The organism is Peribacillus sp. P4_B1 (genome assembly GCF_056402395.1).
In genome coordinates this window covers 1-13,048 of record NZ_JBFUHM010000079.1, presented here as the reverse complement: position 1 = coordinate 13,048, position 13,048 = coordinate 1, and the positions used below count along the sequence as shown (strand labels likewise).

Genomic DNA, 13,048 nt, shown 5'->3' with positions numbered 1-13,048 from the left:
GCGAAAAACAGTGAATTGAAACACAGGCACGGGTATGATGTTGCAAAATCCTCGGGTCTACTTGGCATGGAATTACAAGGAGCAATGGCTATTTTCACCGTTAACTTGAAAAGAATATTGAAATTAATGGCCTAAAAAAGTGACAAACAGAAGCAAAAAAAGACGATTTCTATTCAAGTACCGAATGAGAATCGTCTTTTTTTAATTTGATTTACCGTACTAGTTAGAAAAACGTGAGTTTTTCAGCAGCCTCCTTGGGACATCCTCTTTTTTATAGATTAATATTCTTTTGTCCTTATTCTTTTAGTTGCATAGGCAAGGTTTTTCAAACATTCTATTCGAACTTTATCGTCACATACAAAGTCGAATAAAATTTCATTTTCTAATTTTGAATATATTAATGAGATTTCATCCTCTTTTGTCCATTTTCCCATTTGATAAATTTCTAAGTGACTTAGCATTTCTTGTACAAAGTATTCGACCGTACCAAACAAAACAGTCATTTTATATACCCCACTCTTTTTCTAATTCATGATTTTCTTTGTTTCTTTTCTAAAACCTATTTCATTCTATATATCCTATAATCCAAATTCATAAAAATCATCATTATACTATTTTACAAATTTTCATTCTTAATAAAGTTCGAAAGGCTTTACTTGTTTCTACGGGTAAAGACATTATTATTTAGTTTTGAGTCAATATTCAATAGACGATTTATTACAATACATTCTATATGTACCAATTATCTAGTACTTTAAGAACCATGCAGAGTTGTCACAATCTTTGTAACAGAAAAAAGAGCAAGTAAAAAAGATTTCTTGCCCTGTTTCTCACTAGCAATTAAGAATAAGTTATACATTATCATCATCTAAATCTTGAAAGTTAAACTAAGCAAGTTCTCCTATACAGTCTATTTTCTTTAATTGAATCTCTTCAATGGTATACCCTTTTTGCTAGCATTAAACCAGATTCCGTTACATCCATCACCGCTCGATCTATATTAATTGAGTTCACAACTAATTCCTGGTAGAGGCAAGGAGCACTCCTTAGGATATTCTGCTAACCATTTCTATTTATTCATTTTGCTCCATTAACATGGTCCATAATTCCTCCCTTTCCCTTAATCATTTTCCCTGGAATCATCTATACGCTTGATCTCCACTCTCGGAAACTTCAATACCTTCTAATTGCAAAAGACTCGACACTAGTGAATAGAAAGATCCGTTCTTGAAAGTGATTGTTTCCTTTCTCATTTATTAGGCTACGATTCAAAAGAGATATTTGATTTATTTGTGACTTATATGTAACTGAGTGGTATACAATTGCCCCCTTTTTAATATGATTTTAAAGATGGTAAGGATAAAGGGGGATATAGTATTGAGTGAAAACAGCCAGGAAGCTAATATGAGAAATAATTCTGGAATGTTTGTTGAACGTTCTTTAGATGAAATCCGTTTTTGGTCACGAATTATGAAGGAACACTCGTTATTTCTAAGACTGGGTTTCAGATGTGAAGATACACAGCTAATTGACGAAGCTAATCAGTTTTTTCATGTATTTGAACGGATAGAACAGCAATCTCATTCCTTTACAAATCAAACTGATCCAGAACAGATTAGAATATTTAATGCGGAAGTGCAACAAGCTGCTACGAACATATTTTTCTTTAAAAGGAAAGTGTTAGGGTTAATACTTACCTGTAAATTGCCTGGTGCAAACAATTTCCCACTTTTAGTTGACCATATAAGTAGGGAAGCCAATTATTTTAGAAAACGATTAAAAGAATTAAATGAAGGTAAATTGAAACCACTTGCTGATGCTATCATCAAAGAGAATGTTTTCTTTTTAAGGATCATGGCGGATCATGCAAAATTTATTGGACATCTCCTTGATCCATCGGAAAGAAAGCTTGTAGATATGGCGCGAAACTTTAGCAATGATTTTGATCAATTAGTCTTTCAAGCTGTAGACTTAGAGTCCATGAAGCCGCAATCTCAAACTGCCCCTCTTTTGGATCAATTTCTAGATCAGAACCGTGTTTCCGTCGTATCACTTCGAGACTTTAAGAAAACCGCCAGAGATTTAATCGAAGAATGCAAAATCAAGAGCATTATCCATCCTTTATTGGCTGATCACGTTTTCCGTGAGGCCAATCGTTTCCTTGAAATTATCGATATGTTTGAATCCCATCTTACAGGTGAAACATACAATTAATTGAGTGTGAATTATATAGAAAATTGCAATTATCGGATAAAGAGATTATAACCTAAAATAGGCCCCTCTCGATTTAGAGAAGGGCTTTTCCTATGTTTTTGCTGTTAATAAAGTGAGTTCACAAAATTTTATCCATTCCCCCTAAGCCCATCCTTTTTGGACTCTTACCTAGCTTAACTATAAAGGATATTCAAGCACTAGCTAGATTTTAAATGGCACTCTTACCGCTCATGACCTAATAATTTGGCTGCTTTGTAATATGCCCACTTTTCTAGGACATCCAACTATTGCATTTTTGAGAATCTCAAATTCCTCGGATTTATAAAATCGGTTTATGCATTAATCCCCATTCGCTACATATATCTTTCCTCCAATAATTATCTTTACACCTAATGCAGTATTCTTGCTCCTTCAAACATTCAGGGGGAAATTTCTCCCGGATGGAAAAATTCTCTGATTTATCGGACTATACTTTTCAGTTTAGATATTTTTTTAGTTTCTCTTTATCAGAAACAGAAATCCATGGTAAATCTCGATTATCATTATTAATGCCAGGTTGGATAACTCGGCTATATAAAAGGTCATAAATACAATCATTTATTAACTGTATATCTTTTTCTGATATTTTCCGGTTATAGGTTATAGCAGCTGCTCCTGTTTGTTTAGTTACTCCTCCTATTAAGCCCCGTTGTTTTAATGAACTTCTAATAACTTCTCTGATAGCGTCTAGACAAGTCAACGGGAATACATCAAGGTGTTTAACAATCATTCTAAAAATATCCTCTTTAGATAAGTCGTGTTCAATATTTTGTCGCAATTATTCCACCCCCATCTTCAAAACATTCTTCAAACGAAACGTAATTTCCTCCTTTATCCACAAAAAGGACAAAACTCCTAATCGATACCGCCCTTTGCTTTAAACTTTTATCGAAGATCAACAAATAATTAACCAATGCCCACAAAAAAAAGCCCTCTCGAATTTGAGAAGGCCATTTAACAATGGAGGAGTACCACTTAGGGGGTAGTACAATAATATAATTATCGCCAATCAAAAACATTTATATTCCTCCCTCCCTTTTATAGTAACAATTTAGTGAAAGCTTCTTTACCTGCCTTCAGTGACGATTGCCCCTTAGACATTCCCCATCTGCCTTCCATAACTATTGAATTACTTTTTAAGTACTATTTGTAAAGCTTTAATAAGGCTTGGTTCTAGGAACGTTAAAACCACCCCGCAATAAGACATGCTTTATAACGACTTTTTAATGTTTTGTGAAAGCTCCCCCCTTTGATTGACTGCTTTCATTCTACTTATTAATGGATTTCAAAAGATTAAACGGATGCCTATTCCTATCATTGGAAATAATAGAGGTCACTTACTCTATTCAATTTTCTCCATGTTTCTGATATGCTTTTATCTATAAAAAAAGAAGGGTGTAGTTACGATGATAAAGGAATTCAGGGAGTTTATAACTAAAGGAAACGTTCTCGATCTTGCTATAGCTGTAGTGATGGGTGCTGCATTTGGGAAAATCGTTTCATCGCTAGTCGAAAATATTATCACACCTCTAGTTGGAATTTTACTAGGAGGGGTCAATGTTTCTTCGTTAGCCTTTCCAGTTAATGGCGTGGATGTTCAATACGGTGCATTTGTTCAAGCAGTGATTGATTTCTTGATTATTTCGTTTGCGATTTTCATGTTTATGAAGATAGCGAATTCTCTAATTAGAAAAAAGCAAACGGACGAGGAAGAGGTAATTGTAGTGGTACCGGCAACCGAGCAATATTTAAAGGAAATTCGTGACCTTTTACAAAAAAATTCAAGGCAGGATGAAACATTATAATTTCATACTTTAATTCAACACACGGAACCATTTAATAATAATGGTCGCATGTCTTCTTGGAGTAACGGAAACGAAAGTTCAAGAAGACATATAAATAATTAACGATTTGGCCACTCTCAATTAAGAGAGGGCCATTCTAGAAGCAAAAATAGAACGTGAAAAAGTATTAAATGACATGGCAGAACACCCTCCTTTGATACAACCGCAAAATCAATAGATGAATTATCTAATAAAAAACTAAATGATAATCTGCAATAAAAGGTATCCCCTCTAAATCAATGGCGTTTTCTTGTTTAATTAACGGTGAAAGTTCAAAATTACCGGATTCACCTCTCATTCTCCAAAATAAAAAGCATCCTCGAGAGGATGCCCTTACATGGACTCATAATTTTTAATTTCAAATTCATTTACAGGCCGATTAATTGACTTTCCCAATTTTTTAATAAGCTCTTGGTAATCCTTAGTATCATTAGGATCTATACCTTCTCTGACGTTTAGTATCTCATATCGATCATACTTCTCTGGAATAAGCTTTCCGTCAACATGGATATAAAGCCTATATTTAATTCTCAGATTCATATTACCATCTCCTTTACTATCAGTTCGATATAGGGAGCTAATTTCCTGCAAGAAATAGCATCCTTATATGGATGCGCCAATATCTATAATCAGAAAGATTCGCATTTCGTTTTAACATTAGTAAATTTGCAATGAAAGGTGCATGGATAAAGCAGTGGAGGAAGTATGCAATAACTTCATACTCATCCTACCTGATGGGAAGTGCTGTTATTTATATATAAACATATTAATAAATATACTTTCTTGAATTCAACTGAATTTTTTTGTCATTTAGGGCATAAATTGTTCAATACGACCCAAAATGGAGGTTTTTTATATGAACCACCCCGAACAAGTATTAAATATGTACAACTACCACGTGTGGGCAAATGGAGTTATCATTGATCGTTTAACTGAACTTCCAGAGGACATTTATCATAAGGATATTCAGAGTGGTTTTTCTTCGGTATCTAAAGTGTTGTCTCACATTTATCTCACAGATTACACTTGGTTTGACATTATCTCAGGTACTAGTATGGATGAAGCAATGAAGTCTTTTAATCTATTAAGAGAAGTGGTGGAAAAGAAAAGTATTGAGGAAATGAAAAAAACATTTATAGACTTATCCGAAAGAAACAAAGCCCTTCTGGAAAGTGTGGAGGATATGGAAAAGGTAATTGTCGTGGATAATCCATATGCTGGGTTGCTTGAAACTTCCATTTCCGAATCGGTATTTCATGTTGTCACTCACGGATCATATCATCGTGGTAATATAGCTACCATGTTGCGACAAATGGGGCACACTTCCGTTATGCAAGATTTTGGCCTTTACCTTTATTCAAAATAGAACACCAAACTATATACCATTTCCTGAATAGGGGGATGTATCGATGGATGAACTAGTTGGCTCTTGTGTTCGCTGTGCACATGATGTATATTGTACGGCTGGTTTTCTGAACGGTATTCTGTTAGATAACAAGAAAATCTTGTGTTTTAATTGTAAGGATATTTTAAATGCGATGATCAAAGAAGAAAGTTTGGAGAAGGAAAATCAAAACTAGATGTTTAAATAGGTCATGCCAAATTTATGGCATGACCTATTTTGCCCGATGAACAGTCAGATTGACCTTGTTGGTTTCACACATGAACGTTGAGAGGTGCACAGGCTGGTCGTTTGCATCGAAAGCAATCTTTACTATTCTAAATAAATTTGCGCCAATATCGCATTCTAAATATTTAGCATAGATTTTTGTAGCACCAATCACGTCTATAATTTTATCGTTACTGACTATTTCGGTATGGTAATCTTCCAATAGGATCTTATAAGTTGATTCATCCCTTGCGATCTTCTTTTCCAAATCCGGAAAACGAAGTAACGAATAATGAGCGGTATCGTAGAAAAGCGGACGCTCATCTACATACATGAGTCGCTCCAGTTCGAGAACGGGGCTTCCTTCTTCAATGAGGAGATGACCTGCAACATCTTTTGGTGCGGCTATGACCTCACTTCTTAAAATCCGGGAATTCGGTATCTTCCCAAGCTGATGACTAAACTCTGAGAATCCACTTATGGATAACAACTCATTATGAAACTTATTAGATGCAACAAAGGTACCCCTGCGCGGAATACGTGTCAGTGTTCCTTCCTTTACCAATTCCTCGATTGCTTTTCGAATGGTGATGCGGCTAACGTTATAAGTTTCACAAAGCTCTGCTTCGGTTGGGATTTGTTCATCTGGTTTGTATTTACCGTTCTGAATATCATTCTTCAACATTTGCCTTATTTGCATATATAGTGGCTGGGGGGTTGAAGGATTTAAATTCATATTAGATTCATCCTTATCCGTCAAAATTTATTATTTACTACCTATTATACATGATTTACAGTCCCAGTCACCACGCACCGAAATAGCTAATGGTTTTCGCAGCAGACTCTGTACCCAATTCTAAGCAATTTTCGATAGATTGGCCTTTCAATAATCCATAAATAAAACCGGAAATGAAGGAATCCCCCGCACCCATTGTATCCACCACATTCGCTTCAACGGCACCGCATTGATAAAATTGAATGCCGTCATAGGCAAGTGAACCATTTTCTCCTAAAGTGGCGACCGCAATTTTAGATCCTTGATTTTTTACATCATTTAAAAATTGGCGGATAAAAGCATCATCCTTCGTATAAGAGAAAAAAGGATAATCAACAAACTTCGGTAAAGTCTTCACTAGATCATGATCTAGCTGATCTGAGAAATCAAAAGACGTGAGCATTCCATTTTCTTTAAATAAGGAATAGTACTTATCCGCATGTCCCCAAATCCCTGAATGTATGAGCTGGTATGTTTGAATGTAATGGAGTTCTTCTGTCGTTAAGCGGAAATGTTTCATGACACCTTCATCATATTCTCCAAACTTGCGGTCATTTCCTACCATTTCAACAAAAGTAACAGCTGTTTTTCCTTCTTTCCGCGAAAGATGAGAAATATCAACACCTTTTTCCTGAATCGCTTTAACCATTTTTTCACTGTATCGATCGGAGCCCACCCAGCCGATATAAGCAGAGTCAGCACCTAACCCTCTTAAATAGACAGCCACATTTAAAGGATTACCCCCAGGATAGACCTCCCCGCTCTTTTGATAAACATCCATACAGTTATCTCCGACTGTAACCGTTCTCATCATTTTCCCCCGCTTTCTTGAAACTTAAGAGCACTACTAAGTAGTGCTCCACTTATCTTAATATTCCATTTGGCGATAATATCTTCTAAGTGATAATGGATGATTTCTTTCACGCTCAAGGTATACGCTGATTCGACTTAATACTGACCAGTTGATGCTAACAGAAAAATGCTTTCTGAATTCTTCGCTGATGCCTTCCATTTCAAAGCTTTTGGTATCAATAACCGTAATATTTTTTGAGATTTTTTCTACAAATCTCTCTACACGGTCCATCAGCGGTCTAGTTTCATCTTCCCCTTTTAGTAAAATAACACTTGTATCTTCAACAACAAGTTCAAGCGTACCATGGAAAAACTCTGCAGCGTGGATGGATTTCGCCTGGATCCATTGCATTTCCTCTAAAATGCACATGGCATATGAATAAGTGTTTCCCCATAGGTTACCAGAACCGACCATCATGTGGTAATCCGTGTCTTTATGTGTAATGGCAAATTCCTCTGCTTTTTTATCAAAAGATTTTACGGCATCTAGAATTGCATGCGGAAGTAGAGAAACCTCCTTCGTGAATTGTTCATATTGCGGGAATTCATTGTTGTTATGCATGAAACGGAAGACGATCATGTACAAAAGCATAAAGAAAGTATCAAAAGAGTGCGTTTCAGAACCAGTCGTTATACAGTAATCCGCAATTTGTGTTAACGGAGTATTTGGCTCTGCAACTAAAGCGATTGTAGTTGCGCCTTTTTCTTTACAATATTCAGCCGCTGCAACTGTTTCTTGAGTAGTCCCGGATACAGATGTAAAAATACAGACTGAATCTTTGCTGAAATGCTTATGATTCATCACCATGAACTCAGCAGCAATTTCTGCATGGACATCGATGGTAGAATTTGATTTTAAAATGTATTCATATGGATACATCATGGCTATGGTGCCACCAGCACCAATAAGGAAAATATTGCTGTAGCCCCTTTTTGTGATTCCATCTACGATTTCTTCAATCTGGCCTCTAAAAGCAAGGCCCTCTTTTTCTACAAGATTTAGAAATAACTCCTCATCAAACTTTAGCATTAACAGCTTCCTCCCCTACCTCTGTTTATTTGTTATGTCTTGTATTATATCCAAACATAATAATTTGTACAATTGTTTTATTTTAAATTTTAGTGTGTTTGTCAAAAGAAGTCCTAACTTCCCTTAAAATTCTGCTAAGCCACGATATCACTGTCGTTATTTCTCTTGGATCCATATTTCCTTTCCCAATAATAGTAAACCGGCAGACCTGTTGCGATGACGATCAATGCTGCAATCACTCCTTGAGTAGGCGCCCAAGTAAATGTTCCCCAAGCCAGCCATGATGCTCCAAGAATAGCTAAAAGCGTCGTTAACCTCCACATTGGCATACGATAGATTGGATTATAATCATCCCTTTTACGGCATTTATAAACAGCGGCAAAGTCCATGATGTTAATTACCAATTGAATCAGTGTGAAATAGCCAAGTAATACTGTTAAATTACTGAAGCACACAAGTATACATGCATACGTAACCTGAACGATGATAGAGAAACTTGGAGTTTCATATTTAGGATGAACTCTTGCAAAACGTTGAAAGAATAGTCCGTCCTTTGCCATTGCGTACTCAAGGCGGGGCTGAAACATTATGCAAGAACTCAGCGAACCCAAGATAACAATAATCGCCGTAATGGCCACGAATGATGATGCAATATCAGATAATCCCGGAATATATTTTACAGCTTCAGAAACAGCCGCATTGGAGTTGATTAATTCATCAAACGGCATCAAACCGATGACACAAACGGCTAACAGCGTATATAAAGCCAACACGATGAATACCGAACTAATAAGAGCTCGTGGAAGTATTTTCCCTGGATTTTTGAACTCCCCAGCCATGAAACAAATCGCAGCCATTCCCGTATATGCCCATGTGGTTGCGGATACACCACCTATTAAACTTGACTTTTGGGCACCAGGTCCTGGTGTATAAGCAAAGTTATCAGGATTCATATACATAATTCCCAAGACAATGACAATCAGGAAAGGAATGATCTTGATAGCCGTGATAATGACTTGGAAAAGACCTCCCTCCTTCACACTTCGATAATGAATCGATGTGATGAGCAGGATGATCGCAATACCCAATAATTTCCCGGCGACCCCAGAGAAAAATGGGAAAAAGGTTGCTAAATAAGAAACGATGGCTAAGGCCATAATCGATATGGATGGAGGGTCCAACGCCCAGAAAGTGGCCCATCCATATAAAAATGCCAGAGGCCTCCACCCAGCTTTATTTAAATAAACGTAACCGCTTCCATTTTGGGGGTATGCTGTCGATAACTCCGCCAGCACCATTACTTGCGGAATGGCAATCACCCCGCCTATTATCCAGGCTAGAATGGAAATTGAAGGAGTACCCGCAGCCTTTGCAACATCACCGGATGAGACAAAAATACCCGACCCTATTGTAGTTCCAACAGCAATAGCCAGAGCAGACCAAAAACCCAGTTTTCGTGTAAGTGTGCCATTACTCATAAAGAGTTCCTCCAAATTAGATGATTAAATTCCCAATTCCCTAACTTTTTCAATTGACTTTTTGATTGCATCTATTGGATTTTGATAATAATTTGATCCCATAATCTCTAAAGTACAACTTCCTTTGTAACGATGGCTTTGAAGGCTTGTTAAATATTCCCTCCAATTTAAAACCCCATCATCCAGTGCCAAATGTGCATCTGATTGACCATCCCCGTCCATTAGGTGAAAATGGCCTAATTCGGGAAGGAAGGAATAGTACTCATCAGGTGTTTCACCCGCCAGATGCATGGAAACCGTATCTATCATTCCTTTTAATGAAGTAGATTGGATTTCCTCTAACATTTTCTTCAGCCCTTTTGAGTCGATTACCAGATTGGATTCATACTTTGTCAATGGCTCTAAAACAAGAATCAAACCTTCCATCTCAGCTACTTTGGTTAATTGAAAGATTGAGTCACTTGCATATTTCCATGATTCCTCTTGTGAGACAGAAAAGTCCCCTATTCCAGAAGTGATAAGCATCATGTTTGTGTCTAACTCCAGCGCGGCATAAAGATTTCCCATAAAATATTCCATGCTTTTTTTTCGCCAATGAGCATCCGAGGATGCAATGTTATAAGGATAGATACATTGTTCGGGGGTATAGCAAATGATTTTCATATTTCTAGACTTAAGTTCCCTTCTCAAACTCCTTATATTTCCTAATATGTTTCGATAAACATACAAATGCGGCTCACCACCCCATAACTCAATGCTATTAATCCCAAGGTTGTCCATGCAATCCAAAAAATAATGAAAAGGGAAATGCCTAAAAGTTATATTCATCCCCGCAATATTCAATTATTTCACCCCCTCATAATAACTTTTATTTGTTATGCTTTGTATTATAATCAACCAGTACATTGATTGCAATGATTATTTTGAATATTAAAAATATAATCGTTCACAAAATACGGAAAAGTCGTGATTTTATTGTTCAAAATTAATTAACTATTTTTTAGTGAATACGAATGGTAGAATGTTAAAGTACTATACCTAGTGAACAAATTTCTCTGGTACATTGTAAGTATTATATTGGTGATTATTGTTTGAAATATGATATACCTGTAGAATGGATGTTAACCTGGGGGATTTCCAAGAGATAATGTATCCTGAAATATTGTAAGTGAGTGGTTAATAAAGAATAAACACCTCAAAAAAGCCGTAATTGAGGTGAATCTCCTTAAATGCTGTATTTTACCGGAAAATATAGGTGGGTTTACACTAATACTTCGTGAGACGAATTAGTTTCTAAACTTTTAAAAATAGCAGGCAGTACAATTTGTACTATCCTAGCGGAAAGGACGTGCCATAATAATGAATCACGACAAAACAGCCATCACTAAAGTACGTACAGGTCCCATGTTTGCGGTGATACTGGCTGGTGCTCTAATCGCTTTCTTAAATCAGACTTTAATCAATATCGCATTGCCTCAATTAATGAATCATTTTGACATATCAGCTGCAACAGCTAATTGGCTTACAACTATCTTTTTATTGGTTAATGGGATTGTCATCCCGATTACCGCTTTCTTAATGGAACGATTTAATACAAGACAATTATATCTAGCTTCGATGGGACTCTTCGCCTTAGGAACTTTTTTATGTGGAATTGCCCCCAGCTTCTCCGTCTTATTAATCGGACGTGTCGTTCAAGCTGCAGGTGCAGGGATTCTATTCCCTTTGATTACAAATGTAATTTTCACTTTATTCCCTCCTAACAGACGTGGATTTGCAATGGGCATCTTTGGTATCGCGATGAATTTTGCCCCAGCCGTAGGACCGACGTTATCAGGATGGATTATCCAAAATTATTCTTGGCGAGTACTGTTTTTTATCATTTTCCCATTTGCCCTTCTTAACTTTATTTTTGCAATTTTCATCATTAAAAATGTAGGTAAAACCAGCCGACCCGAACTCGATAAAATGGGTGTTATTCTATCCACTATCGGATTCGGCGGAGTTCTATACGGATTTGCTACAGGCGGTACCAAGGGGTGGGGCAGTTTCGAAGTCCTGACGATGTTCCTTGTTGGAGGAATCAGTCTAGTTTTATTTGTCTGGAGGCAATTTACTGTAAAGCATCCTATTTTGGAATTTAGAATTTTTCGGTATCGGATGTTCACATTAACGACAATCATTAACATCATCGCTACCATGGGTATGTTCTCTGGAATGATCATCATGCCAATCTATATGCAGAACATTCGTGGGTTCACTCCGATGGAATCTGGTCTCATGCTATTGCCTGGCGGGATTTTAATGGGGATCATGTCCCCTATCACAGGTAAGCTGTTTGATCGATTTGGTGCGAGATGGCTTGCGGTGAGCGGACTTGCCATCACTATCATTACAACCTATCTTTTAACGCGGCTTCAAACAGATACGTCCTATTCTTATGTGGTGTGGGTATATACCATTAGAATGTTCGGAATGTCGATACTGATGATGCCTATCTTCACAGCCGGATTAAATGAATTGGCACTTAGCCTAAATAAATACGGCACAGCAATGGTCAATACGTTGAGAATGGTGGCAGGAGCTGTTGGCATGGCATTCTTTGTGTCCATCATGACAAACCAAGGAACGAAACATGTTCAGGAAATCTTATCTCAAAGGAACATATCACCGGATAATACATCACAAATGGCGACGGCCATTAAACAAGGTAGCGTAATGGGAGTGGATGATGCATTCATGATAGCAACAGGATTGACCATAATTGCATTCATCCTGGCCTTTTATATACGGCAAACTTCACCACAAGAAGATACCATTACAAATCGCCTATCAAAAAAAACATCTTGAATTAACAAGGCTAAATCCAACCTATTTTCCAAGGTATAAAAAATTCTTTTATTATTAAACTGACTTGCCCCAAGAAAACAAGGCAAAAAAAAGAGACTCTTTTAGGAGGGCACTGAAAAAGTCCCTTCCGGGCCAATAGAGGTAGATTTTCTCAGTTTATTCTGAGGAAATCTACCTTTTTTTGTTTTATAATCAAGGTAATAAATTTATGTGGGTGAGTACGATGATTCAAAAACAAACGTCTATGGTTTTTAGTCCTCATATGGCCATTTATGATGTAGTGGTTCCAAAGGATAACATGTTACGCAAGATCAATGAACTTATTGACTTTTCTTTTGTGTTGGAAGAATTGATTGA

14 protein-coding genes are annotated in these 13,048 nt (G+C 36.8%); 5 read left to right on the top strand and 9 right to left on the bottom strand.

Going from position 1 to position 13,048, the window contains the following annotated elements; translation table 11 throughout:
* Nucleotides 1-278: 278 nt before the first annotated feature.
* Nucleotides 279-503 carry a hypothetical protein gene (locus AC1DVK_RS25005; RefSeq protein ID WP_477627642.1) on the bottom strand — a complete coding sequence of 75 codons (225 nt, stop codon included), beginning with the start codon at nucleotides 501-503 and terminating at the stop codon, nucleotides 279-281.
* 901 nt (nucleotides 504-1,404) lie between these two features.
* On the opposite strand from AC1DVK_RS25005, the gene AC1DVK_RS25000 reads away from it, so the two are divergent.
* The gene (locus tag AC1DVK_RS25000) at nucleotides 1,405-2,214 is read left to right on the top strand and encodes a DUF2935 domain-containing protein (RefSeq protein WP_089364543.1); all 810 of its coding nucleotides are present in this window, start codon (nucleotides 1,405-1,407) and stop codon (nucleotides 2,212-2,214) included.
* A gap of 475 nt (nucleotides 2,215-2,689) precedes the next feature.
* Here AC1DVK_RS25000 and AC1DVK_RS24995 read toward each other — a convergent pair whose 3' ends face one another.
* Together AC1DVK_RS24995 and AC1DVK_RS24990 are read right to left on the bottom strand one after the other, a co-directional pair.
* Nucleotides 2,690-3,031: a hypothetical protein gene (locus tag AC1DVK_RS24995; protein ID WP_410862138.1), complete on the bottom strand. Its 342-nt coding sequence runs from the start codon at nucleotides 3,029-3,031 to the stop codon at nucleotides 2,690-2,692.
* Entirely contained in the window at nucleotides 3,015-3,272 is a 258-nt protein-coding gene (locus AC1DVK_RS24990; RefSeq protein ID WP_477627641.1) for a hypothetical protein, read from the bottom strand. The genes AC1DVK_RS24995 and AC1DVK_RS24990 overlap by 17 nt, the downstream gene beginning before the upstream one ends.
* Before the next feature lie 387 nt (nucleotides 3,273-3,659).
* Between AC1DVK_RS24990 and mscL the strand changes: the two genes are divergently transcribed.
* Entirely contained in the window at nucleotides 3,660-4,058 is a 399-nt protein-coding gene (gene mscL, locus AC1DVK_RS24985) for a large conductance mechanosensitive channel protein MscL (protein WP_089364512.1), read from the top strand.
* Nucleotides 4,059-4,430: 372 nt separating this feature from the next.
* Here the strand turns inward: mscL and AC1DVK_RS24980 are convergent, their stop codons facing one another.
* Nucleotides 4,431-4,637 carry a hypothetical protein gene (locus AC1DVK_RS24980; RefSeq protein WP_061462595.1) on the bottom strand — a complete coding sequence of 69 codons (207 nt, stop codon included), beginning with the start codon at nucleotides 4,635-4,637 and terminating at the stop codon, nucleotides 4,431-4,433.
* Between the two features lie 316 nt (nucleotides 4,638-4,953).
* Between AC1DVK_RS24980 and AC1DVK_RS24975 the strand changes: the two genes are divergently transcribed.
* Both AC1DVK_RS24975 and AC1DVK_RS24970 read left to right on the top strand, forming a co-directional pair.
* On the top strand, nucleotides 4,954-5,463 hold the full coding sequence (locus AC1DVK_RS24975) for a DinB family protein (protein ID WP_410862137.1): 510 nt from the start codon (nucleotides 4,954-4,956) through the stop codon (nucleotides 5,461-5,463).
* A 43-nt stretch (nucleotides 5,464-5,506) separates the two neighbouring features.
* Entirely contained in the window at nucleotides 5,507-5,677 is a 171-nt protein-coding gene (locus tag AC1DVK_RS24970) for a hypothetical protein (protein ID WP_477627640.1), read from the top strand.
* A gap of 36 nt (nucleotides 5,678-5,713) precedes the next feature.
* Here the strand turns inward: AC1DVK_RS24970 and AC1DVK_RS24965 are convergent, their stop codons facing one another.
* From AC1DVK_RS24965 to AC1DVK_RS24945, 5 genes are all read right to left on the bottom strand, one after another.
* Nucleotides 5,714-6,442, bottom strand: coding sequence for a GntR family transcriptional regulator (locus AC1DVK_RS24965; RefSeq protein ID WP_101221531.1), 729 nt, complete (start codon nucleotides 6,440-6,442; stop codon nucleotides 5,714-5,716).
* Between the two features lie 67 nt (nucleotides 6,443-6,509).
* Nucleotides 6,510-7,292 (bottom strand): fructoselysine 6-kinase, encoded by a 783-nt coding sequence (gene frlD, locus AC1DVK_RS24960; RefSeq protein ID WP_318686269.1) that lies wholly within the window; start codon nucleotides 7,290-7,292, stop codon nucleotides 6,510-6,512.
* Between the two features lie 57 nt (nucleotides 7,293-7,349).
* A complete protein-coding gene (locus AC1DVK_RS24955) occupies nucleotides 7,350-8,363 on the bottom strand; it encodes an SIS domain-containing protein (protein ID WP_317778761.1) in 1,014 nt (337 codons plus the stop codon).
* A 134-nt stretch (nucleotides 8,364-8,497) separates the two neighbouring features.
* Nucleotides 8,498-9,841 carry an amino acid permease gene (locus AC1DVK_RS24950; RefSeq protein WP_477627639.1) on the bottom strand — a complete coding sequence of 448 codons (1,344 nt, stop codon included), beginning with the start codon at nucleotides 9,839-9,841 and terminating at the stop codon, nucleotides 8,498-8,500.
* A gap of 24 nt (nucleotides 9,842-9,865) precedes the next feature.
* Nucleotides 9,866-10,684, bottom strand: coding sequence for a TIM barrel protein (locus AC1DVK_RS24945; RefSeq protein WP_477627638.1), 819 nt, complete (start codon nucleotides 10,682-10,684; stop codon nucleotides 9,866-9,868).
* A gap of 516 nt (nucleotides 10,685-11,200) precedes the next feature.
* Between AC1DVK_RS24945 and AC1DVK_RS24940 the strand changes: the two genes are divergently transcribed.
* Entirely contained in the window at nucleotides 11,201-12,691 is a 1,491-nt protein-coding gene (locus AC1DVK_RS24940; protein WP_410862132.1) for a DHA2 family efflux MFS transporter permease subunit, read from the top strand.
* Nucleotides 12,692-13,048: the final 357 nt, after the last annotated feature.